Genomic DNA, 25503 nt, shown 5'->3' with positions numbered 1-25503 from the left:
ACGTTTTTGAACAGCACTCGTGCTGGCCCGAAGGGCGAGCCCCATTTATGGGGCGAGTAAACGTGTCGCAAGCGATCCGTTAAGCCTGATACCGACGAAGGAACCGCGTCAGCGGCATAATTCCCCGCCGAAAGCCAGGGGTCACGGGGCGAGCGGCGTTTGAGCCGCCCCGTGTCGGGCGCGTGCTACGAGGTAGCATGACAATAACGGTATTATCGCGCACGAAACTGCCCCCACAGTGGCATAAAAATGTTGCTAAGAGACAGCTACAAACAAGGTGCTCACTAAATTTTCAGGACCTTCATGCCGAAATCGTCAGGATGAACGATGTTTTCGAGCTTACCGACCTGCTGCAAGTCGCCATTAGAAACGACACTGCTGATATTGGTATCAGGAAATCGCAGGTTCTTGGTGAGATGCACCACGATAGGCTTACCCTTTTTATCAATATCCATCACCCATCCCAGAAAGCCTCCCGAATATTTCGCCAGACTGCCGATGGGATAGAGGCCATAAATCTGCACGTATTTGACCAGCACAGCCTTATCATAGGCGCCGTTAGCCTCATAGATTTTACGATAGGCGGCCAATGGCGTGCGGGGAGAAATACCATTACGCGCATGCCTGAGCTTATTAATTGCCTTAATTACAGAGACCAGCCGGACTAACGGCGACAATGGTTCGGCGAGTTTGCCTTGCGGATAGCCGCTGCCGTCCAAACGCTCATTGGCATTCTCGATCACATCGCGGCAGGTGGGGGTTATAGACCAGCCTAGCTCACGTAACTTCGCGCACAGCACTTCTACATGACCGCTAAGGATCGCTTTCTGCGCCGGATTCATATTGACCTTGAGCGACGGAAGACGGGCGTTGACCAGCAGCGGCTTGCCCATCGTGTGGAGTAATGCGCCTAACACCGCCTCACGCACATGGGGATCGTGTGGATCGGCAATTAACAGCATGTCGGCCAATCTGCCTGCAACCTGCACCGCATGCCTGACCCAGTCCGCCTCATCGCGCAGGAACGACAGCGCATACAGGAAAGCCTTTCGATCTTTTTTGACCATATACAGCAAGGTATCAACACAGTCATAAAAGATCTCAACAGGCAACTGATTACGCGTTTTTATGTACATCAGCCCAATCTGAAGCCGATGGGCAATCTCCATGACGCCGCGTTCCATGGGAGTCTGGCGAGTACGTTTCTCACGTTCCTGGCTTTCTCGCAGCAACAGATTTTTCTCCTTGATGCCCGGAATAAACAACGGGGATGAATACACCATGCTGCCAGTGACGCCGGTTCGGTATGCCGCCTCTCTTTCCGACTCATTCGTGTACTGAAGCAGGGCTTCAGACTGGGATGACGACAAATTGATAAACTGGATACCGACAGCCGCATACCCATTATTCCCAAACGGGCGTATGTGGCGAATTCTTCCCTCGGCATGAAAGCTTTCCCCGTTAGGAAACTCAAGCGTAATGCCAGGAATGTCCTGACCCACGTCAATCGCAATACTTTCAACCAGATCGATTTCGACCAGGCAGCCACCAATCGATAAATTACGCAGCGTTCCAGGCACGTTAAGCGTGTGCATATAAATGTCGATACGGACACGAGCCTGCATGCCAAGAATAAAAGGGATACGAATCGCCCCTCGGTTTTCAGTGACGAAAACAGATTCTGGCAAAAGGCACTCCAGACGATAAAGCATGCTATCCGTCTTGAATAATTGGGTCGGAATATTGCAAAGACTGTAGGTTTCCCGTTCTATTTTTTCCGTGCCTTTGAGCGCCTCCAAATCAAAATTCAAACCACCATCGGAAAGGTATCTGTCAATATCCGATCCAGAATATTCTACTGCCAACACAATACGATTTTTATCCAGATTCAATTCCGAAACGTCTGCCTTTAATGCATATAGCATATCCTTGGCATAGATAGACATCACACAGTGATGTTGCAACAATGTGCTAATGACTTTAGCGGGAGGAGGAGAAAAGTGTTCCACTATAATATCTACCTATTAACACGATGGTGATATACCAAAAAATCCAAAAAAGGACTTTCCTTTTAATAAAAACAAACTTTCATGCGGGGTTCACGGCTTTATAAAAATGCCTATTTTCACTAAGTAAAATGTAATTCAGATGCAATTTCTGATTTTTCATCCTTCAATATCATTACGAAACGTCGATCTTAACGCTGTTTATCATCCTAACAAGGATGACATAAAGTCACAATGCTCGTACACAACCGCCAAATTGATTTAAATTCACACAAAAAAAACTTAAAAACCAACCAAGCAAAACAAAACAACTTAAAAAAATCAAATAAATAAAAAAACAAGAATAAAACACCACAACACACATAGATTTAAACGATCATTAAATTTCATTTAATAGACGAAAACTATTAAACATGAATTATTGATCATTTTAAACAATTTCCAACTATTCCAAATTGCTGTGTAGAATCCAGACGAGTAAGGCTGTGGAATTCCTATTTCTATGGAGAGGGTGAGTCATCAGTAAAATGAATACAACAACATTGAATATTGATGGAAAAATTCTTAGGCTGACAGCAGAGTTCCAGCCTATCATCCATCTCCCTCACAATAAAATATTCCGCTATGAAGCCCTCGCCAGGTTTTATAATTCGGAAGGTGTACTCATATCGACGCAACAAACAATAGATAAAATAGAGAAATATCAGGCCATCGATAAAGTGACTGACTTTATTTTTGATGTAGTCTGCCAGGTAATAAAAAACAAAAGTAGTATGACAATATCATTCAATCTTTCACATTTGCTTTTTAATAATTCCGTCTATCTGGAAAAATTACATCAAAAATGCGTCATGCATCAGGTTAACCCACAGAATATAGAAATAGAGATCAGTGAAAAAACGACCCGACAACAGCTAATAGACGGGATACCTTTTTTAAATCAGGCCAAGAAATATGGCTTTATGATTTCATTAGATGACTTCGGCGCAGGAAATCTACAAATAGACAGCCTGAGCTTGTTTGACTTCGATACCATAAAAATCGATCGCTCTATTATCGACGGCATCGGTAAAGAAGAGACAAAATCACAAAAACTAAAGGTCTTACTGAACAAACTCATTCCTCTTGGAGTCAATATCATCTGTGAAGGCGTTGAGAAGTCGGCCGATTTGAACCGGTTAAATAAATACCACCCCATTGGGATTCAAGGATATATCTTCTATCGCCCGTTAACATTCAGCCAATTAAGGCTGCTGGAAGGTTTTTAGCAAACAAGTTAACATTTCTGATGTTCGCCTCAGGAATTTATCCTTGTACGATCGTGTATCAATGCGATACTCCCATCAGTGTCAACGGGCGCACGCAGGAACGCAATATGCAGGATATTTAGTGTTGGCGACAAGCCATCTCTACCATCGATTATGCCCGGGAAAAGTAGCTGACGCTGTATCGGCAACACAAAGAGCGGTATTTTCCCACGAATTGACGGCTTCTCTCCCTGAATTACTGGATAACAAACATGGTCTCCGCAGATCTCATCTGCGTCAAACACAGCCAAAAGTCAGCAATCGCGCTGCAATCTGTTCATTTTTTGCCTGCAACTGGAGGAGGGGTGAATTCATCGTCAGTAGTGGCTATGAACAGTTTACGCAAGCTACCGAGACCGTACAGTTGGAAGAATAAGTGCTTCACGCAACACTTTCCGGTAGTATGCGACGGTTTTTTGCATACTATGTTCTGAAATCCCCTTTATTCAGAACGAAACCGGGAACTTCGCTATGGTCACTACGCTATTTAAAGATTTTCAGTTTGAAGCCGCACATCATTTGCCTCACGTGCCGGAAGGCCACAAATGTGGGCGGCTGCATGGGCACTCTTTCATGGTGAGACTGGAAATTACCGGTGAAGTGGATCCACATACCGGCTGGGTGATGGATTTCTCTGAGCTGAAAGCCGCGTTTAAACCGACGTGGGAACGGTTGGATCACCATTATCTGAATGAGATCCCTGGGTTGGAAAACCCAACCAGCGAAGTACTGGCGCACTGGATCTGGTATCAGTTGAAGCCGACATTACCACTGCTCAGCGCCGTGATGGTGAAAGAAACCTGTACCGCTGGCTGCATCTATAAGGGCGAGTAATAAGGCATCGCGGCGCGATGAACATCCTGCTCTCACGCCGCTACTATCAACCAATAACCATCAGTCGATAACTATCAGGCAATATTCAGGTATTTATGTGTCTGCATAGACAGCCGCCAGTTGCGGGCGATGCAGGTCGCAATACACAGCTTGGTCGCATCGTCTTTCTGGCTGATCGGCTGTAGCGCTACGATGCGCGGCTTATCATCATCAAGCCGCGCCAGTAGCGCATCCAGTGCTTCAATATCACGCTCACGCGCCACCGGGTGTTTGATCTCATCCGCTCGTTGCAGCGCCCGATCGAGCACTTTCATACCACCGCGCATATTCACCTTCGGCGATACCGTCACCCAGGTTTTTGGCGAACAGCGCACCTCATGAGTGCCGCTGGTTTCGATCTGGCAGTTGAAGCCCTGCTTTTCCAGCTGTAGCGTCAGCGGTGTCAAATCGTGGATGCACGGCTCACCGCCAGTGATCACAATGTGGCGCGCCGTGTAGCCCTGTTGCGTCATCAGCGCCAGAATGTCATCCGCCGTCGCTGCGCCCCAGGCATCGCTTTCTTCCGTTTTTACCAGCACCTGATCCAATGAGGTTTCCCGCTCTGCCAGTTTGTCCCAGGTATGTTTGGTATCGCACCAGCTACAGCCGACCGGGCAGCCTTGCAGGCGCACAAACACCGCAGGAACACCGGTAAAATAGCCTTCGCCCTGTAACGTCTGGAATATTTCATTAATCGGGTACTGCATGGTTTTCACTGTCTCGTTCACTTAAAAATGCATTATACCCTAAATCATTCGCGTTGCAGGACGTCAGCAATGCGGTGGCAAATCCGGCGGGAACACGTCAGCTCGGGGACAGTTGAGTAATTCGCTCCGTGCGTCAATAATCAATCTGTTGTTAAGACTTCGCCTGCTTTTATTACGTTTCATTACTAACAAGGACAAGAATCAATGAAGTTATTGAAACCGTTAGCCCTATTACTCGTCTCGTGTGCCTTTGTGCCTGCATTTTCTCAGGCGCAGGACATCGCGCAGATTAAAACTCAACCGGGCTATTACCGCATGATGCTGGGCCAGTTCGAAATTACCGCGCTGGCTGATGGCACGAATACCATGCCGATGGACAAGCTGTTACAGCGCGCCCCACCAGAAAAAATCACCGAACTGCTGGCAGAAAAGGCGCTGACGCCTCAGGTGGAAACCTCCATTAACGCCTATTTGGTCAATACCGGCACACACCTGATTCTGATAGACACGGGTAACGGTAAACAAAACAATCCTACGGTCGGAAAAGTGCTGCCAAATCTGATTGCGGCGGGTTATAAACCTGAGCAGGTCGACACCATATTGATGACCCACCTACACGGCGACCATTTTGGCGGTTTAGTGCAGGACAATAAGCTGAACTACCCGAATGCCACCGTGTATGTCAGCCAGCCAGAAACCGATTTTTGGCTCAGCCCGGATAATCTGAAGAGTGCGCCAGAGAACAGAAAGGCCGCGTTCCAACGCGTGCAAGGTACCTTTGATGCCATTCGCAAAGAGAACAAGCAGAAAACGTTCCCGGCTCAGCAGGCAACGTTGTTGCCCGGCATCACCGTCATTCCGAGTCCGGGACATACACCGGGGCATACATCTTTTATGATTGAGAGCGAAGGCAAAAAGCTGCTGGCCTGGGGAGACATCATTCATGCGGAAGCGGTGCAGATGAGCTTACCGGCTACCACCATCAGCTTTGATTCAAATATGGATCAGGCGACAGAATCCCGTAATAAAGCGCTGGCCGACGCCGCCAGTCAGGGTTACTGGGTTGCAGGTGCTCATCTGCCCTTCCCCGGCATCGGCCACGTGGGTACACGTCTGGAACGCAACGGCACCACCAACGGCTACCGCTGGCTTCCGGCGAACTACAGCCTGTCAGGACTAAAAAATTAGGTGTCAGAATGGAACGTATTACGTTGATTACTGGCGGTTCACGCGGCATTGGACGCGCCACCGCGTGCTATCTGGCAGGAAAAGGCCACAAGATTTGCATCGGCTACCGTACACAACGGGATAGCGCAGATAGCGTCCTCGAAGAGATTCGCGCTAAAGGCGGAACGGCCATCGCCGTTCAGGTCGATATCGCCGATGAAGAGCAGGTTATTGCGCTTTTTAAGCAGACGGATAAAGAACTTGGCTGCCTCACAGGTCTGGTGAATAACGCTGCGATGCTTAAACCTCAAGCCACGATTGAACAGCTTGATGCCGTGCGGCTTAACAACATTTTTGCGACTAATACGGTAGGCAGTTTTCTCTGTGCCCGGGAAGCGGTCAAGCGTATGGCGTTCCGCCAGGTGGAAAAGGTGGCGCTATCGTCAACGTGTCCTCCGCTGCCGCCCGGCCAGGGTCACCGCATGAATATATTGATTATGCAGCATCAAAGGGCGCGCTCGATACGCTGACCATTGGTTTATCGCTGGAAGTTGCCGATCAAGGCATTCGCGTTAACGCCGTGCGGCCTGGTTTTATTTATACCGATATGCACGCTGACGGCGGCGAACCGGCACGAGTCGATCGCATCAAACATTCGCTGCCTATGAAACGAGGTGGTCACCCGATGGAGGTCGCGCAAGCAATAGGCTGGCTGCTATCAGATGACGCGTCTTACGTTACTGGGAATTTTATCGATCTGGCGGGCGGGAAATAGACACAACCTATGCAGGTTCCTCCCGCTTAGCATATCTCTTAATCACATTTATATGCAGATTAAGAGAAGCTTTCGTGCGCCACGCCACCACCATTCGTATGCGATACTGTATACGCGCCCGACGTAGGGCGGCTCAGTCGCCGCCGCCCTACGAACCCAGGCTTCCGACTAAATTATGCCGCTACGCGGTTCCATCGGTGCCCATGCCCGCTTTTCGAGCCGCCAGCGACATGCTCCCGGCATGGCGCTGGCTTTCGCGACGTCCTGTCGCTCACTCGGCGGTCAAGCGCACCGCTGCATAATTTTCACGCCGGATAACGGCCAAACCATAGAAATTCACAGCATTTGCATATAAGAGTTGCGATGACCTGTTACAAATAGACCCGCAAGTATTCCGCCAGGCAGAGGATCGCCATTGCCTGGCCGTACGGCATGGAGGTCAGCGCGATGTTGCGGTAGAAATCCAGATCGTTGCCCATCGCGGTGCCGAATGACACCTGCGTCAGTTCACCATCCTTATTGACGTGATTGACCACGCCGCGAATCGCTTTCTCCGCGACCTCCGCGTAACTCGGATCGACGTAACGCTTGCGCACCGCTTTCAAAATACCGTAGGCAAAACCGGCGGTTGCTGAGCTTTCAAGATACGAATTCGGATCGTCGATCAATGTGTGCCACAGACCGCTGTCATCCTGATATTTCGCCAGCGCTTCAATCTGGCTTTCCAGCACCTGCAACAGGAAGCGTCGCGTCGCGTTGTGTTCCGGCAGATCCAGCAGTTCGATAAACTCAGGAATCACGATCGTCAGCCAGCTATTGCCACGCGCCCAGCGTGCTTTGGCGTAGTTGTGCTGCCCTTCGAACGTCCAACCGTGGAACCACAGGCCGCTTTCGCGATCCATCAGATATTGCACATGCAGCAGGAACTGATACGTGGCTTCTTCCACAAACTCCGGTCGGTTTAACAGCTTGCCGATTTTCGCCAGCGGCAGCACGCTCATCATCAGCGTGTCGTCCCACAATTGCTGGTGGTTTTCATTGTTATAAACAATGTGCTGCAAGCCCTGCTTGTCCGTGCGCGGCATTTCATACATTACCCACTCCGCCCAGCGCTCCAGATACGGTAGCCAGCGCGCATCGCCCGTTTCTTCATAGCGATAAGCCAGCGTCAGGAACGGACACACCGTGTTCACATTCTTCGTCGGCGTGCCTTCCGCCAGACGAGCAGTAAACCAATCGTCGATGATGGCGCGCATCTGCTCGTCGCCCGTTTGCTGGTAATACTGGTAAATCCCGTACAGCCCGATGCCGTGCGTCCATTCCCAGCCTGCCCAACCTTTGGTATCAATCACCCGACCATCGTCCAGCCGTAACAAGAACTCACCGGTTTTATCCTCAATATTCACCAGATTGTCGGTGATGCGGCAAATCAGCGCCTTCAGATCCTCACGGGAGATGAAGCGTTCCGGCTGACGTAAAAGCGGGCTATGTTTTACACTGAATACGGTCATAGTCATTCATCCAATTGAGTTATCAATTCAATACAGTTACGACTGCGTGGCTGGCTTATCGCCTTTATGGCGGTTCAGGTAGCCGATGTTGTTGTTGCCCCACAGCGATGTATACGACATGCCAGCCAGCATTTCGACCGTTGCCCGCGGCCTGCGGTGTAATCCTCTCCGGCACAGGTCGCCAAGCTTCGAACATTTTTAGTTATGAAGGAGACATGCTGCTACCGTAACGCCCGGCGATCGTGAAAACCTTTGCGCTTTTGCCATCACACCTCCCACGCTGGCAGCACGGGAAAGATTGGTGCGATCCGCTTCAAAGATTTTATAAAAAACCATTTTATCTGAATGGAACCTACCATTCGTTTATGACGATCCTTCATCAAGCCTATCATTCAGCGACTGCTGCTGACGTTGGCGTCACACCGTTCTCCTCACGCGCCTCACCGACACCTCGGCAATGTTCTGCAACACCATAGGCTGAGTGAGCGAGTTGCCCGCTAATTGAGCACTGCCGATAGACTTCCACAAATGTGCGTAGACGGATAAGTGACATACGATACCAATAGGGATTTTATACCCGTCATACTTCAAGCTGCTTGTGCGTTGGCAATACTCGGCTCATCTCTGAGCCTCGCTCTAAAGAGCCGCCGCAAGCGGCGTTCAAATCGGCTAAGCCGATTTGTCCTTACTCACCCCAGCCACTTACCTGAGTAAGCTCCTGGGGATGAAATGAGAGACATCCTGTCTCTCACCGAAGGCCAGCCGTTGGCTGGTCAAATTCGTTCCCGACGAATTTGTCGCTCGGTTGCCGCCTTCACGCAACTCGAATTATTTAGGGTATATACCCTAAATAATTCGAGTTTCAGGGCAAACGTCAACGTTTTGAACAACGCAAAGCGTTGCGTCCGCAGGGTGGCAGACAAGGATGTCTGCCATAAAAAATCCAGAAACGTTTTCACGCTTCTGGATTTTTAGGGTTAATCACGTTGGCGTATATCAGGCCGTTTTCTCAGCGACCTGATACACCAAAGACGCAATTACTGGCCTTTAACTTCTTTCAGACCGTTGAAGGGTGCAGCATCACCCAGCGCTTCTTCGATACGAATCAGCTGGTTGTACTTAGCAACACGGTCAGAACGGCTCATAGAACCGGTCTTGATCTGGCCAGCCGCTGTACCTACTGCCAGGTCAGCGATGGTTGCATCTTCAGTCTCGCCTGAACGGTGAGAGATCACAGCCGTGTAGCCTGCATCTTTCGCCATTTTAATTGCAGCCAGCGTTTCGGTCAGAGAACCGATCTGGTTGAATTTGATCAGGATGGAGTTAGCGATGCCTTTCTCGATACCTTCTTTCAGGATCTTGGTGTTGGTTACGAACAGATCGTCACCAACAAGCTGGATTTTGTCGCCCAGAACTTTAGTTTGGTACGCGAAGCCAGCCCAATCAGATTCGTCCAGACCGTCTTCGATAGACACGATTGGGTACTGTTTGGTCAGATCTTCCAGGAAGTGAGTGAATTCTTCAGAGGTGAACGCTTTGTTGCCTTCGCCAGCCAGAACGTATTTACCATCTTTGTAGAATTCAGATGCTGCACAGTCCATCGCCAGCGTGATGTCTTTGCCCAGCTCGTAGCCTGCCGCTTTTACCGCTTCAGCGATAACAGCCAGCGCTTCGGCGTTGGAACCCAGGTTTGGCGCATAGCCACCTTCGTCACCAACAGCCGTACCCATACCTTTGGATTTCAGAACTTTAGCCAGGGTGTGGAACACTTCAGAACCCATACGGATGGCTTCTTTCAGCGTTTTCGCGCCAACAGGCTGAATCATGAATTCCTGGATATCAACGTTGTTATCTGCGTGCTCGCCACCGTTGATGATGTTCATCATTGGCAGTGGCATAGAGTATTTGCCTGGGGTGCCGTTCAGTTCAGCGATGTGAGCATACAATGGCAGGCCTTTTGACGCTGCTGCGGCTTTAGCGGCAGCCAGAGAAACAGCCAGAATGGCGTTAGCACCAAACTTAGATTTGTTTTCAGTACCGTCCAGATCGATCATGATCTTGTCGATGTTCGCCTGATCTTTCGCGTCTTTACCCACAACAGCCTGAGCAATCGGGCCGTTAACAGCGGCAACGGCTTTCGTTACGCCTTTGCCCAGAAAACGGGATTTGTCACCGTCACGCAGTTCCAGCGCTTCGCGAGAGCCAGTAGAAGCTCCTGATGGCGCAGCAGCCAGACCTACAAAACCACCTTCCAGATGAACTTCCGCTTCAACAGTTGGGTTTCCGCGTGAGTCGATGATTTCACGGCCGATGACTTTAACAATTTTGGACATTAGATTTTCCTCAGTACAAGTTAAACTAAAACTTTAGATAGAACTAAAACCCTAGACGAACAACGCGCGATAGCGATCGCGCGTTGCTGATATAACTCTTACTTCACCTGACGCTTCTGGTACGCGCCAGCGGCTTTCACAAAGCCGGCAAACAGGGGATGTCCATCTCGCGGCGTTGATGTGAATTCCGGGTGGAATTGACAGGCAACGAACCAGGGATGATCGGGTAACTCAACAATCTCCACCAGTTTGCGGTCGGCGGAAAGACCAGCAACCCGTAATCCCGCCGCTTCAATCTGTTTCAACAGCATGTTGTTCACTTCGTAACGATGACGATGACGTTCGATAATCGTCTGCTCACCGTACATCTGACGCACCAGACTGCCTTCGGTCAGATGGCATTGCTGCCCGCCAACGCGCATGGTGCCGCCCAGATCGCTGGCCTCATCACGAACTTCAACATTGCCGTTCTCATCACGCCATTCCGTGATCAGCGCAACCACCGGGTACTTACAGTCTGGCATAAACTCCGTTGAGTTTGCGCCTTCCATTCCGGCAACGTTACGGGCAAATTCCATTAATGCGACCTGCATCCCCAGGCAAATGCCCAGATAAGGGATATTGTTCTCACGGGCGTAACGCGCCGCCATGATTTTCCCTTCGACGCCACGATAGCCAAAACCGCCTGGAATCAGGATAGCGTCCAAATCTTTCAATACGTCGACACCACGGGTTTCGACATCCTGCGAGTCGATCAGCTTGATATTTACCGTCAGACGGTTCTTCAAGCCGCCGTGTTTCAGCGCTTCAATCACGGATTTGTAAGCATCCGGCAGCGCAACATATTTGCCGACCATACCAATAGTGACTTCACCGCCCGGATTCGCCTCTTCATACACAACCTGTTCCCATTCTGACAGGTTTGCTTCAGGGCAGTTCAAGCTGAATCGTTTACAAATATAATCGTCCAGCCCCTGTGATTTCAATAGCGCCGGGATTTTATAAATCGAATCAATGTCTTTAAGGGATATTACTGCTTTTTCCGGCACATTACAGAATAAAGCAATTTTTGCACGCTCATTGGCGGGCACCGTGCGGTCGGAACGGCAAATCAGCACGTCAGGCTGGATACCGATGGAAAGCAGTTCTTTAACAGAGTGCTGCGTCGGCTTGGTTTTCACTTCGCCCGCCGCCGCCAGATACGGCACCAGCGTCAGGTGCATAAACAGCGTGTGCTCGCGGCCGACTTGTACCGCCATCTGCCGAATCGCTTCAAGGAACGGCAATGATTCGATATCACCGACGGTACCACCGATTTCAACCAGAACGACATCGTGGCCTTCGCCACCTTCAATGATGCGCTCTTTAATCGCGTTAGTGATATGTGGAATCACCTGAATGGTCGCGCCCAGATAGTCGCCACGGCGCTCTTTGCGCAGGACATCAGAATAGATACGGCCAGTGGTGAAGTTGTTGCGGCGCGACATTTTAGTGCGGATGAAACGCTCGTAGTGACCCAAGTCCAGATCGGTTTCGGCGCCGTCTTCGGTGACGAATACTTCACCGTGCTGCGTCGGGCTCATCGTGCCCGGATCCACGTTGATGTACGGGTCCAGTTTCATGATGGTAACGTTGAGGCCACGGGCTTCGAGAATAGCCGCCAGAGAGGCTGCGGCAATGCCTTTACCCAGAGAGGAAACGACCCCGCCGGTCACAAAAATATAATTAGTTGTCATGCTGAACCTGAGAGTTTAGGTTTAAAGACGATGGAAGTACCAAGACGGGAAAGTAGTATACCTGAACCTGATGAGCGCCACAAATGTTCGTTTTACACAATGTGACGATTCCAACACACGCGCAGACGAGGTGAAACCACCCTCACCCCGACTCACAATCACCTTAAAAAACAATAAAATAAAAACCTTAAAATCAATAAAAAATGATCTTATCGATAAAAATGGATTAATGACTGATTTCCTGTTTTTTCACCTGCTGCCATGCGGCTTCCATTTCGTCCAGCGTTGCCTGTTCCAGCGTTTTTCCCGATGCCGTAACGAGTTGTTCTACCTCACGAAAACGTCGAGTGAACTTACGATTTGCTGCCTGCAACGCCGTCTCGGCCTTGTGTCCCAGATGGCGAGAGAGATTGACTATGGCGAACAATAAATCACCAATCTCTTCACCTAATTTTTCTTCATCGACAACGGCTTGCCGCGCCTCAAACATCACCTCATCGATTTCTTCATACACTTTGTCGAGCACCGGCCCCAGGCTGTCCCAATCGAAGCCAACAGACGCACAACGCTGCTGAATTTTTTGCGCTTTCATCAAAGCAGGCAGCGCATCAGGAATATCATCCAACGGCGAATGACGATCTTTCTCCGCCCGCTCCTGCGCTTTTGTCTGTTCCCAGTTTGCCAGCACGGCATCACTATCCGTCAGCGTCAGCTCCCCGAAGATATGCGGGTGGCGGCGTTCCAGCTTATCGCTGATGGCGTTACACACGTCGGAGAAATCGAACAGGCCCTTTTCCTGCGCCATCTGTGCGTAAAACACCACCTGAAACAGCAAATCCCCTAATTCACCGCGCAAATCATCAAAATCCTGACGGCTGATGGCATCCAGCACTTCGTACGTTTCTTCCAGCGTATAGGGCGCGATAGAGTCAAAGGTCTGTTTCTTGTCCCACGGGCAACCATTTTCGGGATCGCGGAGGGTTTTCATGATGGTGAGCAAGCGCTCGACGGGAGGGACATTCGTCAAAGATACAGTCATAATATTCCTGAAAATCAAAAAATTATTTCTTACGAAGATTGCAGACAAGCCAGAGAGGTTTCGTGCGCGATACATTCCAACGATCATTTCCGCAACTGCGCCGCGCCCGACACGGGGCGTCCAATCGACGCCGCCCCGTGACCCCTGTCTTTTTCGCGGGAATTACGCCGCTTCGCGGTGCCTTCGGAAACACAGTCTTCTGGCGGACCGTCGCTGACGCGTTCCCTACGCGGCAGCGACTTTCGTGGCATCCATGCCACTCATCCTGGATGACTGTGTTTCCTCAGCGTAATTTTTACGCTTGAGGCAAAACACAGCATCAATACTTATGCCCCTTGCTGGCGCCGCGCATCAATCACATCCGGCAGTTGGTTGAGCTTCGCCAGAATGCGGCTCAGCACTTGCAGGTTGTAGATCTCGATATCCATGTCAATCGTTGCCAGTTGCTGTTTGGTGTCGCTCCGGCTGGCGACACCCAGTACATTGACCTTCTCATTCGCCAGAATCGTGGTGATATCCCGCAGCAGGCCGCTGCGATCGTTGGCAATCACCCTCACCACCAACGAATAACCGCTGGAGTAGCTTTCGCCCCATACCGCGTCCACAATCCGTTCCGGCGAACTGGCGCGCAGTTCGTCCAGCTGTTCACAGTCGGCGCGGTGAATCGAAATTCCGCGTCCCCGCGTGATAAACCCGGTGATCTCATCACCCGGAATCGGCTGGCAGCAACGGGCAATGTGGTGCATCAGGTTACCGACACCTTCCACCACCACGCGGCCGTTGTCCTTCGTGTTACGTGCCGCTGGCTGATGCGATTTTTGCGTCAGTTGGCGCAGCGCTTCACGATCCAGTTCTTCCGCAGTAGGCTGTTTTAACTGCGATTGCAGGAAATTCACCATCTGGTTCAGACGAACATCGCCGCCGCCGATAGCCGCCAATAATTCATCCAGCGAATTCACGTTGTAGCGCGGCAGCAGCAATTTCTCCGCCGCTTTCAGGCTGATCCCCAAATGCGCCAGTTCGTCATCCAGAATCTGCCGCCCCGCCAGAATATTCTTGTCGCGATCCTGCTTGCGGAACCAGTTCTGGATCTTGGAACGTCCACGGCTGGTGGTGATATATCCCAGATTCGGGTTCAGCCAGTCGCGGCTCGGGTTCGGCTGCTTCTGGGTGATGATTTCAATCTGATCGCCCATTTGCAGTTGGTAGGTAAACGGCACAATGCGTCCGCTGATTTTTGCCCCGATGCAGCGGTGCCCGATATCACTGTGGATGTGGTAAGCGAAATCCAGCGGCGTGGAGCCGGCAGGGAGATCCACCACATCGCCTTTCGGCGTAAAGACATAGACGCGATCGTCAAACACCTGACTGCGAACTTCGTCCAGCACGTCGTTCGAATCGGCCATCTCTTCCTGCCAGGCAAGCAGTTTACGCAGCCAGGCAATGCGGCCTTCGTAGCCGGAACGCCCGCCCACGGAGGTGCCTTCTTTGTATTTCCAGTGCGCCGCGACGCCCAGTTCGGCATCTTCATGCATCTGTCGTGTACGAATCTGAATTTCGAGCGTCTTCCCGCCTGGCCCTAACACCACGGTATGGATAGACTGATAGCCGTTTGGTTTGGGATTAGCGACGTAGTCGTCAAACTCGTCCGGCAGATGGCGATAGTGGGTATGCACGATACCGAGCGCCCCGTAGCAATCCTGCAAGCGCTCAACGACAATGCGTACCGCACGGACATCGAACAGCTCATCGAACGACAGCGCTTTCTTCTGCATCTTGCGCCAGATGCTGTAGATATGCTTAGGACGACCGTAGATCTCCGCCTGCACGCCCTCTTCTTTCATCGCGTTGCGCAGCGTTTTGACAAAATCGTCAATGTACTGCGCACGGTCGATACGACGCTCGTGCAGCAGCTTGGCGATTTTTTTATATTCATCAGGATGCAGGTAGCGGAAGCAGAAATCCTCCAGCTCCCACTTCAACTGACCGATCCCTAAGCGGTTCGCCAACGGCGCGTAGATATTGGTACACTCTTTGGCCGCCAATACCCGTTCTTCTTCCGGGGCATCTTTCACTTCACGCAGGTGGGCGATCCGCTCGGCTAGCTTGATGACCACGCAGCGGAAATCTTCCACCATCGCCAGCAACATGCGGCGGATGTTATCGACCTGCTCAGATGCGCCCGAGTCATTCTGCGTCGCTTTGAGCTGGCGAATTGCATCCATATCGCGCACGCCATGCACCAAATCAACGATGTTTTTACCAAACGCGGCTTCCAGCGTCGCCTCATCGACCACGCCCGCATCCGCCAGTGGAAAGAGCAGCGCCGCGCGCATGCTGTCATTGTCCATACTGAGCGTGGACAGAATTTCCACCATTTCAATGCCGCGCCACAGTAGCATCGATGCATCGGCGTGATCGTGCGTTTGCTGCTCACAGTAACGCCAGGTTTCGGCTAAACGTTCACATGATTGCTGACTGGAAATACCCAGCGAAGCAATCCACGCGTCAGGGGCAAATTCACCTGCCGTATTCAAATGCGCACTTCGTACCGCAACCATAATTTCTCCCTACGTTACCCTTCACCTTACAAACGACGCTGTTTTGCTGCCTATTACGCCTTTCGCGTGCCGGTGTCATGCAAAAACAGTGCCATCGATTCAAGGTGCCCGGTATGTGGAAACATATCCAGCATCGCGACATTCGCCAGTCTAAAACCGGCTGCCAGTAATACTTTGCTGTCGCGCGCTAGCGTCGTGGCATTACAGGACACATACACCACCCGCTCAGGTGCCAGTCGGGTTATCTGCTCCATCACGCCTGCCGCGCCCGCACGTGCCGGATCAAGTAATATCTTATCAAAACCCTGAGCCGCCCACGGCTGCTGTGTGACGTCATCTTCAAGATTTTGGTGAAAAAATGTGACATTGGACAGCGCATTGCGCCGGGCATTCTCGCGCCCTTTCTCTACCAGTGCAGTCACCCCTTCAACGCCAACGACGCTGGCAGCGCGCTGTGCCAGCGGCAACGTGAAGTTACCCATGCCGCAAAACAGATCTAATATTCTATCCTGCGGTTGCACATCCAGCCACGCCAGCGCCTGTGCAACCATCTGCTGGTTGACCGCGTCATTGACCTGAATAAAATCGCGCGGGCTAAAGGCCAGCGTCAGCCCAGCGACCTGATAAACCGGCTCTTCGCCGTGCAGACACGTCAGCGAATCGGCATCCGGCGCCAGGTAAACCGAGACGCCCTGCTGTCGGGCAAAATCTCGCAGCGCCTGTTCATCCGATGCATGTAGCGGATCAAGGTGCCTCAGCACCAACAGCGGGCCGTTTTCCGCCTGCACCAATTCCACATGCCCAAGACGCTTCACCGCCTTTAATCGGCTCAGGCACTCGCGCAGCGGTTGCAGCAGTGCTTCAAGCTCGGGGCGCAACACCGGACAGGCTTTGATATCCACCAGATCGTGAGAATTGGACTGCCGATAGCCCATCAACAGACGTTGCTCTTTTGTCTGAAAGTATAACGCAAGCCGCGCGCGCCTCCGATAGGCATAAGGTGTGCCGGCAATCAGCGAGGCGTCAGGCAGTTCAACGCCTGTTTCCCTCGTCATCAAGCGCATTAATGCAGCCGTTTTGCTGATCTGTTGCAGCGTGATGTCCGCGTGCTGCTGTTGGCAGCCGCCGCAGCGGGTAAAATGCGGGCACTGCGGCTCTACGCGCTGCGGGCTGTGCGTCAGAAGACGTTTCAGTTTTGCATGCGAAAACTGGCGTTTTTCTTCCGTCAGTTGAACCTCAGCCTGCTCTCCCGGCAGTACCCCCGTGACAAACACCGTCTTGCCTTCGTGACGCGCTACTCCCTGCCCAAACGGATCAAGTGACGTGACCGTAACAGTGAGGTTCTTAGCAGGAATCGCTTTCCGGGTCGTCACACGCCGGTTTGGAGAGTAGAATTGCGCCATAATGTACTATCGATTTATCTCTTGAGTTGAACGGCAGTGGCAGTACCCAGTAACTAAATTAAATAATAGGGTGCCTAGCATCCTCTAATTCTCCCACATTGGAACCCCATGACCAAATACAGTCTTCGCGCACGGATGTTGATACTGATTTTGGCACCGACGCTGATGATCGGAGTGCTGCTCAGTTCGTTCTTCGTCATTCATCGTTACAATCAGTTGCAGTCGCAGTTGGCCGATTCAGGCACCAGCATCATTGAGCCGCTGGCAACCATCAGCGCTTACGCTCTTACCCATCGTCAGATGGACACGATTCCAGCATTAATCAATACACTTCACCGTCGGCACTCCGCGATTATTCGCACCATTAGCGTATTCGATGCACGTAATCAGCTCCTGGCCACCACCAACGTACGCAACAACGTGACATTACAGCCGATCAGCGGCGATGCGCTTTCCTATAATAAGCTGCATCTGCACCACACAAATGACGCACTGATTCTGCACATGCCGATAGTCACCGACAGCGAATTCCTGCCGGGTGGAGCAGTGCCCGTGCCATCAGGAACCGCCACGCCTCTCGGCTATCTGATGATCGAGCTGGACATCAGCGCAATTCGGCTTCAGCAGTATCAGGAGATCTTCATCGCCACACTGCTGTTGCTGTTATCTTTGGGCGCTGCCGCTCTCTTCGCTTATCGTCTGATGCGCGATGTCACCACCCCGATTCGTAATATGGTTGATACGGTCGATCGCATCCGCCGCGGGCAATTGGATAGTCGGGTAGAAGGGTACATGCTGGGTGAGTTGGACATGCTGAAAAACGGCATCAACTCAATGGCCATGTCGCTGACCGCCTACCACGAGGAAATGCAGCAAAATATCGATCAGGCGACCTACGATCTGCGGGAAACGCTGGAGCAGATGGAGATTCAGAACGTCGAACTGGATCTGGCCAAAAAGCGGGCGCAGGAAGCGGCTCGCATTAAATCAGAGTTTCTGGCCAATATGTCACATGAACTGAGAACGCCGCTGAATGGCGTAATCGGTTTCACTCGCCAGACGTTGAAGACCCCGCTGAATACCACACAGACTGATTATCTGCTTACCATCGAACGTTCCGCCAATAATCTGCTGAATATCATTAACGATGTGCTGGATTTCTCGAAGCTGGAGGCCGGCAAGCTGGTGCTGGAGGATATTCCGTTCTCGCTGCACAACACGCTGGACGATGTCGTGATGCTGCTGGCGCACACGGCACATGAAAAAGGCTTGGAGCTAACACTCAGCATTCAGAATGACGTACCCGAACAATTTATCGGCGATCCACTGCGGATACAGCAAATCATCACCAACCTACTGGGTAATGCGATTAAATTTACTGAGCAGGGCAACATTGATATTCGGGTAGAGAAGCGTCGTCAGGAACATCATCAAGTTCAGCTAGAGGTGCAAATACGCGATACCGGCATCGGCATTGCCGAGTTGCAGCAATCGCAGTTGTTCCAGGCATTCCGTCAGGCTGACACCAGTATTTCACGCCGTCATGGCGGCACGGGGCTCGGGCTGGTCATCACCCAACGTCTGGTCAAAGAGATGGGCGGCGATATCAGTTTCCAGAGCCAGATCAACAAGGGCTCGACGTTCTGGTTCCACATCACGCTGCCACTCAACCCTCACGCTATACCGACAGAACCAGCTTACACGATGCTGCAAGGAAAACATCTGGCCTACGTCGAGTATCATCCTATCGCCGCGCAGGCCACACTGGATATTCTGAGCCAGACGCCACTCATCGTGAGCTACAGCCCGACGTTTGAGCAACTGCCGGAAGGGGAATTCGATATCCTGCTGCTCGGCATTCCCGTGCAATATCGCAACACACTGCTCGACTACACGCCCAGGCTGCGTGATATCTGCCGCCGGTCACCTTGTGTGATTCTGGCGCTGCCCAGCCTGGCGCAAATGGATGCCGAACAGTTGAAAACCTTCGGCGTACATGCCTGCTTGAGCAAACCGCTCGCCTCATCACGCCTGCTGCCGCTGTTACAAGATAATACGCTGTTCCAGCCCTCTTTTCTGCCAGACGACACCGCATCTCACCCGAGTGCCGCACGCCATGCAGCCCGTCTGCCGCTCAGCGTGATGGCCGTGGATGACAACCTGGCGAATCTGAAACTGATCGGCACGCTGCTGGAAGAGCAGGTCGAGACGATTATTCTGTGCGAAAGCGGGCAAGATGCGATTGCACAGGCGAAACGGCATCAGCTCGACATTATCCTCATGGACATTCAGATGCCAGGTATGGATGGCATTTGCGCCAGCGAGCTGATCCGCCAGATCCCCCACCATACCACCACCCCCATCATCGCGGTGACGGCACAAACCATGACGGGTGAGCGTGAGCATCTGCTGCGTTCAGGTATGGATGACTATCTGGCTAAACCAATAGACGAACAGATGTTGAAAAGCGTGCTAACGCGCCATACGCGGAAGGATCCGCTGAAGCACGATCGGGCCGATATGACAGGTTTACTGAGCGAACACGACGATAGCCAACTGTCTCTCGACTGGGCGCTGGCGCAGCAACAGGCGGCCAACAAGCCGGAATTGGCGCGTGACCTGCTGCAAATGCTGCTGGATTTCTTACCAGAAGTTCAGCAGAAAATAGAAAAGGTGCTGGAAGGTCAAACAGATGACAACATTATCGAGCTGGTGCATAAACTGCACGGCAGTTGCAGCTACAGCGGCGTACCGCGTCTGAAACGCATCTGCCGCTATCTGGAGCAGCAGTTGCGTAAAGGCGTTCACGTCAGCAATTTGGAACCCGAATGGCTGGAACTGCTGGACGAAATCGACAACGTCAGCAAAGCCGCCCAGCCGCATATCAACCCTATGCATTCGTAATCAATATCCATACATATTATGCGTCTATAGAGATAGTTTCGTGCGCTTACAATATGGCTATTCCATGCTTCTCCGCAGCACGCGCCCGACACGGGACGGCTCAAACGCCGCTCGCCCCGTGACCCCAGGCTTTTTGGCGGAAATTATGCCGCTAACGCGGGGCCTTCGTCGGTATCTGGCTTTACGGACCGCTTGCGACACGTTCCCTACGTGGCGCAAGCTTTCGCCGCGTCCTGCGGCTCATCCTAAGCCAGCTACCTCCTCAGCATAATTTTTTACGCCAGATAACGGCAAAACCCACAATGTCGCTGCATTCGTATAAGAAACAGCAGCCTGACAGAGGGAGAACCTAACGCTGAGTGTTTAAGGGACGAGCGCACGAAACCGTCTCTCAGTCTGCATAGAAATGTGTATAAATACCAAACACCATCCCATCACGATGACGATTAACGCGATATCGACTGCGCCAGCCGGATCGTAGCAGCGATATTACGCGCCGCCATCCTCACATTTTCTGCCGCATTATCCAGCGCTTCTTCTAGTGAGCAGATGTTGTAAAGCACGCTGAATACCGCGTCCAGGCCATGTTCATGTACCACGCCGACATCTGCCGTCAGGCTGCCTGCAATACCAATCACCGGTTTATTATACTGTTTGGCGACCCGCGCCACGCCAATCGGCACTTTACCGTGGATAGTCTGGCTGTCGATGCGTCCTTCCCCGGTAATCACCAGCGTGGCATCGCGTACCAGTTCATCCAGCCCCAATGCTTCCGTGACAATCTCGATTCCCTGACGCAGTTCAGCGCCGCAAAATGCCTGTAGCGCCGCGCCCATACCGCCCGCCGCACCCGCGCCGGGAACGTGTTCCACGTCCATATCAAGATCGTGGCGAATCACCGCCGCATAATGCTTCAACGCATTATCCAGTTGCTCAATCATCCTTGGCGTCGCCCCTTTCTGAGGGCCAAATATCGCCGACGCGCCCTGTTTCCCCGTCAGCGGGTTGGTCACATCACAGGCCACTTCAAAACGACAGCCTTTAATACGTTCATCCAACTCGCTGATATCAATGCGAGAAAGTTTATCGAGTTCACCGCCGCCAAAACCAATTTGCTCACCTTGCTTATCCAGCAGTTTCGCGCCCAGCGCCTGCACCATACCCGAGCCGCCGTCATTGGTTGCACTGCCGCCAATCCCGATGATGCAATGCCGGATGCCGTGATCTAATGCGCAGCGAATCAGTTCACCCGTGCCATAGCTGGTGGTTTTTAACGGGTTACGCCGTTGCGAAGGCACCCGTTCCAGACCGCTTGCCGCTGCCATCTCAATAAACGCCGTTTTTTCATCGCCAGACAGGCCAAAGAACGCGTCGATGCTATCGCCTAACGGCCCTGTCACGTTAACATTCACAATCTTGCCATTGGTCGCCGCGACCATCGCTTCAACGGTACCTTCCCCACCATCTGCAACAGGTAATTTGACATAGCAGGCATCGGGAAATATTTCACGAAATCCCTTTTCAATCTGCGTAGCAACATCTTGTGCAGACAGGCTTTCTTTATAAGAATCCGGTGCGATCACTATTTTCATAAACGATCCGATTTCATCAACGTTCCGATTGCATCAATAATCCGCGCGCTCATGAAACGGCGCTTATACCCGCCAGCTTTCAGGGCAGCAGGTCCTGAAATCTATTGGATAGATCAGAATGATTATCTGCCAGTCGGCTGGCATCCTGTGCCAGCCTCGTGACTATCGCTTCACGGCTTATCGCGTAACTTCCACTTTAGCCAGCTTCTCGTAGTAACACGCCAGCGCACTGTGGTCAGCCGATCCCAGATCGTCCGCTTTCAGCGCCTGCATCATTTCCATCACCGCCGCCGTTAACGGCAACTGTGCGCCAACGCCGTGTGAAGTATCCAGCGCGTTCGCCAGATCTTTAATATGCAGATCGATGCGGAAACCCGGCTTAAAGTTACGCTCCATCACCATCGGCGCTTTCGCATCCAGCACGGTGCTGCCCGCCAACCCGCCGCGGATTGCCTGATACACCAGATCTGGGTTAACCCCTGCTTTCGTTGCCAGCACCAGCGCTTCCGACATGGCGGCAATGTTCAGCGCCACAATCACCTGGTTCGCCAGTTTGGTCACGTTACCCGCACCGATATCACCGGTATGAACCACGGAGCCCGCCATCGATTTCAGTACCTCAAAACAGCGGTCAAACTGCGCCTTGTCGCCGCCCACCATCACAGACAGCGTACCATCGATGGCTTTAGGCTCACCGCCGCTGACCGGCGCATCCAGCATGGCGATCTCTTTCGTCGCCAGCGCAGTCGCAATTTCACGGCTGGCAAGCGGCGCAATTGAACTCATATCTACCACAATGCTTCCGGCGCGCGCGCCGTCGATGACGCCGTTTTCACCCAGCACCACTTCTTTCACGTGCGGTGAATTAGGCAGCATGGTGATGATAACGTCGCACTGCTCCGCAACCTGTTTCGGCGTCGCAGCCGCCGTAGCGCCTGCCGCAACGACTTCCGCGACGGCATCCAGATTTCGATCCATCACGACTAATGAGTAACCTGCTTTCAGCAGATTTTTACTCATCGGTTTTCCCATGATGCCCAGTCCAATAAAACCAATTTTCATCGCCCTAACCTCATTGCCTGATGTAGATATCACGTTAATTCACGGTGAACCCGCCTCATGGCGGATTCAATTCGCCGCGGAATCACTGAGTTTACTGACAAAGTTCGCCGAGCAATGGTAATGGGTAGATCGTAAAGACGCTGCAAGTACGTCCCTGTAAGCTCGAGCCGCGCAGATATGAATCTCGTCCCTGATATTCACCCTTTCAGGGCCGTCGCAAGCGACGTTCAAAAGCGTTCCTGACGCTTTTGTCCCTGGCGCGGACGCTTTACTCTTCTATCCCATTACCATCGTTCTTGTTCCGTAAATAGGCTTGTCAACAGTCTGAATTACTTCTTGTATTTGTCGCTCAGCGCCTGTGTCGCACTGCGGAACACGCCCAGATCGCTACCGACCGCGACAAAGCTTGCGCCCCATTCCAGATAGCGGCGAGCATCAGCTTCAACCGGTGCCAAAATGCCACAGGGTTTGTTATGCGCGGCCGCACGATCGAAGATATGGCGGATCGCTTTCTGCACGTCAGGATGGTTAGGCTGACCGAGATAGCCCAGCGCCGCGGACAGGTCGCTCGGGCCGACAAACACGCCGTCTACGCCGTCTACCGCGATAATCGCATCCAAATTGTCGAGGCCTTCCTGACTTTCGATTTGCACCACAACGGTAATGCTGTCGTTAATCTTGGCGAAATAGTCCGGCTCAGTACCGTAGCAATTGCTACGGTGTGCCACGGAAACCCCGCGAATACCCGCTGGCGGATAGCGGGTTGACGCCACCGCACGCGCAGCTTCTTCCGCCGTTTCCACAAAGGGAATCAGGAAGTTATTGAAACCAATATCCAACAGCCGCTTGATGATGATTGGCTCATTGCACGGCGGACGAACGACAGGCGCGCTATGGCTGCCTTTCAGCGCCATCAACTGAGGAATAAACGTCACGATATCGTTAGGCGCATGCTCGCCATCCAGCACCAGCCAGTCGAATCCCGCCAGTCCCAGCACTTCAGTGGAAATCGGGTTGCCCAACGCACACCAGCAGCCAATCAACGTTTTGCCCTGCTGCAAATCTTGGCGAAAACGGTTAGGTAACAGCGGAGTCTTCATTTTTTATCCTCGGTCATTCCAGCGCCGCTTGCCTGAAGCGGCGCGCTCAAAAAACGGAAAATCAGAACGTTAGCGAACCAGACACGGACGTTTATTATCAAACGTCCACTCAGGAATAAGGTACTGCATTCCCATGGCGTCGTTACGTGCGCCTAATCCCATGTTTTTATACAGTTCGTGTGCTTTCATCACCTGATCCATATCCAGTTCGATACCCAGACCCGGTTTCTTCGGCACTTCCACCATACCGCCAACAATCTGCAACGGTTCTTTCGTCAGGCGCTGATTGCCTTCCTGCCAGATCCAGTGCGTATCAATCGCTGTAATCTTGCCCGGAGCCGCTGCCGCGACATGGGTAAACATGGCCAGTGAAATATCAAAGTGGTTATTAGAGTGAGAACCCCAGGTTAAGCCCCATTCGTGGCACATTTGCGCGACACGTACCGATCCTTGCATTGTCCAGAAGTGCGGATCGGCCAGCGGGATATCGACCGATTGCAGTGAAATGGTGTGCCCCATCTGTCGCCAGTCGGTGGCGATCATGTTGGTCGCGGTAGGCAACCCCGTCGCACGACGGAATTCCGCCATCACTTCACGACCAGAGAAACCTTGCTCCGCGCCGCACGGATCCTCTGCATAGGCCAATACGCCGCGTAACTGTTTGCCCAGACCGATGGCTTCATCCAGCGACCATGCACCGTTAGGATCCAGCGTGATGCGCGCCTGCGGGAAGCGTTTCGCCAGCGCGGTCACCGCTTCTGCTTCTTCGCTACCCGCCAATACGCCGCCTTTCAGTTTGAAATCATTGAAACCGTATTTTTCATACGCCGCCTCAGCCAGACGCACGATGGTTTCTGGCGTCAGCGCCTCTTCGTGACGCAGGCGATACCAGTCGCATTTCTCGTTAGCCTGGCTCTGGTAAGGCAAGTCGGTTTTATTGCGATCGCCGATGTAGAACAGATAACCCAGCATCTCGACGGCATCACGCTGTTGGCCGTCGCCCAGCAGTGAGGCCACGCTGACATTAAGGAACTGCCCCAGCAGATCGAGCATCGCGGCTTCTATCCCCGTGACGACATGGATAGTGGTGCGCAGATCGAACGTCTGTAAACCGCGCCCAGAGGAATCACGGTCGGCAAACTGCTCACGCACCGCCGTCATCACGTTTTTATATTCACCCAGCGTTTTACCCACCACTAGCGCGGCAGCATCTTCCAGCGTTTGACGGATTTTCTCACCGCCGGGAATTTCACCGACACCGGTATGCCCGGCGTTATCTTTCAGAATCACAATGTTGCGAGTGAAATAAGGTGCATGTGCGCCGCTCAGGTTGAGCAGCATACTGTCGTGACCTGCAACCGGAATAACCTGCATGTGGGTAATAACCGGCGTTGAATTTTGCAATGTCATTTTCTTATCCTTTCTCT

17 protein-coding genes and 2 pseudogenes are annotated in these 25503 nt (G+C 52.2%); 5 read left to right on the top strand and 14 right to left on the bottom strand.

All coding sequences use genetic code 11. From position 1 onward, the window contains the following. Positions 1–284: 284 nt before the first annotated feature. Positions 285–2009, bottom strand: coding sequence for a PilZ domain-containing protein (locus O1Q74_RS04135; protein WP_271876279.1), 1725 nt, complete (start codon positions 2007–2009; stop codon positions 285–287). A 524-nt stretch (positions 2010–2533) separates the two neighbouring features. Here O1Q74_RS04135 and O1Q74_RS04130 point away from each other — a divergent pair. Then, positions 2534–3274 (top strand): EAL domain-containing protein, encoded by a 741-nt coding sequence (locus O1Q74_RS04130; protein WP_271876277.1) that lies wholly within the window; start codon positions 2534–2536, stop codon positions 3272–3274. Between the two features lie 510 nt (positions 3275–3784). Further along, positions 3785–4147 carry a 6-carboxytetrahydropterin synthase QueD gene (gene queD, locus O1Q74_RS04125; protein WP_271876274.1) on the top strand — a complete coding sequence of 121 codons (363 nt, stop codon included), beginning with the start codon at positions 3785–3787 and terminating at the stop codon, positions 4145–4147. Between the two features lie 74 nt (positions 4148–4221). Here queD and queE read toward each other — a convergent pair whose 3' ends face one another. Beyond that, positions 4222–4893, bottom strand: a complete 672-nt coding sequence (gene queE, locus O1Q74_RS04120; RefSeq protein WP_271876270.1) for a 7-carboxy-7-deazaguanine synthase QueE — start codon at positions 4891–4893, stop codon at positions 4222–4224. A gap of 204 nt (positions 4894–5097) precedes the next feature. On the opposite strand from queE, the gene O1Q74_RS04115 reads away from it, so the two are divergent. Both O1Q74_RS04115 and O1Q74_RS04110 read left to right on the top strand, forming a co-directional pair. Then, positions 5098–6081, top strand: a complete 984-nt coding sequence (locus O1Q74_RS04115) for an MBL fold metallo-hydrolase (RefSeq protein ID WP_271876269.1) — start codon at positions 5098–5100, stop codon at positions 6079–6081. An 8-nt stretch (positions 6082–6089) separates the two neighbouring features. Then, positions 6090–6835: pseudogene (locus O1Q74_RS04110) on the top strand (SDR family oxidoreductase). Between the two features lie 371 nt (positions 6836–7206). Here the strand turns inward: O1Q74_RS04110 and bglB are convergent. The 8 genes and pseudogenes from bglB to rlmD form a co-directional block, all read right to left on the bottom strand. Beyond that, positions 7207–8346 (bottom strand): beta-galactosidase BglB, encoded by a 1140-nt coding sequence (bglB, locus tag O1Q74_RS04105; protein ID WP_271876268.1) that lies wholly within the window; start codon positions 8344–8346, stop codon positions 7207–7209. A 36-nt stretch (positions 8347–8382) separates the two neighbouring features. Next, positions 8383–8545: pseudogene (locus O1Q74_RS04100) on the bottom strand (MFS transporter); the annotation flags it as partial. 189 nt (positions 8546–8734) lie between these two features. Next, on the bottom strand, positions 8735–8899 hold the full coding sequence (locus O1Q74_RS04095) for a hypothetical protein (RefSeq protein ID WP_271876266.1): 165 nt from the start codon (positions 8897–8899) through the stop codon (positions 8735–8737). Positions 8900–9383: 484 nt separating this feature from the next. Then, positions 9384–10679 carry a phosphopyruvate hydratase gene (eno, locus tag O1Q74_RS04090; protein WP_271876265.1) on the bottom strand — a complete coding sequence of 432 codons (1296 nt, stop codon included), beginning with the start codon at positions 10677–10679 and terminating at the stop codon, positions 9384–9386. Between the two features lie 98 nt (positions 10680–10777). Then, positions 10778–12415, bottom strand: coding sequence for a glutamine hydrolyzing CTP synthase (gene pyrG / locus O1Q74_RS04085; RefSeq protein ID WP_271876263.1), 1638 nt, complete (start codon positions 12413–12415; stop codon positions 10778–10780). A gap of 226 nt (positions 12416–12641) precedes the next feature. After that, on the bottom strand, positions 12642–13454 hold the full coding sequence (gene mazG / locus O1Q74_RS04080) for a nucleoside triphosphate pyrophosphohydrolase (RefSeq protein ID WP_271876262.1): 813 nt from the start codon (positions 13452–13454) through the stop codon (positions 12642–12644). A gap of 326 nt (positions 13455–13780) precedes the next feature. Next, on the bottom strand, positions 13781–16015 hold the full coding sequence (relA, locus tag O1Q74_RS04075; RefSeq protein ID WP_271876260.1) for a GTP diphosphokinase: 2235 nt from the start codon (positions 16013–16015) through the stop codon (positions 13781–13783). 53 nt (positions 16016–16068) lie between these two features. Continuing rightward, complete coding sequence (rlmD, locus tag O1Q74_RS04070) at positions 16069–17418, bottom strand: 23S rRNA (uracil(1939)-C(5))-methyltransferase RlmD (protein WP_271876259.1); 1350 nt, start codon at positions 17416–17418, stop codon at positions 16069–16071. A 108-nt stretch (positions 17419–17526) separates the two neighbouring features. Here rlmD and barA point away from each other — a divergent pair, with 108 nt between their 5' ends. Next, positions 17527–20322, top strand: a complete 2796-nt coding sequence (barA, locus tag O1Q74_RS04065) for a two-component sensor histidine kinase BarA (RefSeq protein ID WP_271876258.1) — start codon at positions 17527–17529, stop codon at positions 20320–20322. A 446-nt stretch (positions 20323–20768) separates the two neighbouring features. Here the strand turns inward: barA and O1Q74_RS04060 are convergent, their stop codons facing one another. The 4 genes from O1Q74_RS04060 to gudD form a co-directional block, all read right to left on the bottom strand. Then, positions 20769–21914 carry a glycerate kinase gene (locus tag O1Q74_RS04060; RefSeq protein WP_271876257.1) on the bottom strand — a complete coding sequence of 382 codons (1146 nt, stop codon included), beginning with the start codon at positions 21912–21914 and terminating at the stop codon, positions 20769–20771. A 177-nt stretch (positions 21915–22091) separates the two neighbouring features. Next, positions 22092–22976 (bottom strand): 2-hydroxy-3-oxopropionate reductase, encoded by an 885-nt coding sequence (gene garR / locus O1Q74_RS04055; RefSeq protein WP_271876255.1) that lies wholly within the window; start codon positions 22974–22976, stop codon positions 22092–22094. Between the two features lie 329 nt (positions 22977–23305). After that, positions 23306–24076, bottom strand: a complete 771-nt coding sequence (gene garL, locus O1Q74_RS04050) for a 2-dehydro-3-deoxyglucarate aldolase (protein WP_271876253.1) — start codon at positions 24074–24076, stop codon at positions 23306–23308. A gap of 69 nt (positions 24077–24145) precedes the next feature. Continuing rightward, on the bottom strand, positions 24146–25486 hold the full coding sequence (gene gudD / locus O1Q74_RS04045; protein ID WP_271876252.1) for a glucarate dehydratase: 1341 nt from the start codon (positions 25484–25486) through the stop codon (positions 24146–24148). Positions 25487–25503: the final 17 nt, after the last annotated feature.

It is taken from the genome of Pectobacterium sp. A5351, assembly GCF_028335745.1.
In the GTDB taxonomy this organism is placed as follows: Bacteria; Pseudomonadota; Gammaproteobacteria; order Enterobacterales; family Enterobacteriaceae; genus Pectobacterium.
The sequence above is the reverse complement of the archived record's forward strand: the minus strand, read 5'-3'. Positions and strand labels throughout refer to the sequence as shown.

Excerpts from the sequence above, each read along its gene's own strand:
- queE (WP_271876270.1), bottom strand. The coding sequence starts at position 4,893 with ATGCAGTACCCGATTAATGAAATATTCCAGACGTTACAGGGCGAAGGC.
- O1Q74_RS04095 (WP_271876266.1), bottom strand. The coding sequence starts at position 8,899 with ATGTCACTTATCCGTCTACGCACATTTGTGGAAGTCTATCGGCAGTGC.
- O1Q74_RS04130 (WP_271876277.1), top strand. The coding sequence starts at position 2,534 with ATGAATACAACAACATTGAATATTGATGGAAAAATTCTTAGGCTGACA.
- gudD (WP_271876252.1), bottom strand. The coding sequence starts at position 25,486 with ATGACATTGCAAAATTCAACGCCGGTTATTACCCACATGCAGGTTATT.
- rlmD (WP_271876259.1), bottom strand. The coding sequence starts at position 17,418 with ATGGCGCAATTCTACTCTCCAAACCGGCGTGTGACGACCCGGAAAGCG.
- barA (WP_271876258.1), top strand. The coding sequence starts at position 17,527 with ATGACCAAATACAGTCTTCGCGCACGGATGTTGATACTGATTTTGGCA.
- relA (WP_271876260.1), bottom strand. The coding sequence starts at position 16,015 with ATGGTTGCGGTACGAAGTGCGCATTTGAATACGGCAGGTGAATTTGCC.
- garL (WP_271876253.1), bottom strand. The coding sequence starts at position 24,076 with ATGAAGACTCCGCTGTTACCTAACCGTTTTCGCCAAGATTTGCAGCAG.
- O1Q74_RS04060 (WP_271876257.1), bottom strand. The coding sequence starts at position 21,914 with ATGAAAATAGTGATCGCACCGGATTCTTATAAAGAAAGCCTGTCTGCA.
- eno (WP_271876265.1), bottom strand. The coding sequence starts at position 10,679 with ATGTCCAAAATTGTTAAAGTCATCGGCCGTGAAATCATCGACTCACGC.
- O1Q74_RS04115 (WP_271876269.1), top strand. The coding sequence starts at position 5,098 with ATGAAGTTATTGAAACCGTTAGCCCTATTACTCGTCTCGTGTGCCTTT.
- queD (WP_271876274.1), top strand. The coding sequence starts at position 3,785 with ATGGTCACTACGCTATTTAAAGATTTTCAGTTTGAAGCCGCACATCAT.
- mazG (WP_271876262.1), bottom strand. The coding sequence starts at position 13,454 with ATGACTGTATCTTTGACGAATGTCCCTCCCGTCGAGCGCTTGCTCACC.
- garR (WP_271876255.1), bottom strand. The coding sequence starts at position 22,976 with ATGAAAATTGGTTTTATTGGACTGGGCATCATGGGAAAACCGATGAGT.
- pyrG (WP_271876263.1), bottom strand. The coding sequence starts at position 12,415 with ATGACAACTAATTATATTTTTGTGACCGGCGGGGTCGTTTCCTCTCTG.
- bglB (WP_271876268.1), bottom strand. The coding sequence starts at position 8,346 with ATGACCGTATTCAGTGTAAAACATAGCCCGCTTTTACGTCAGCCGGAA.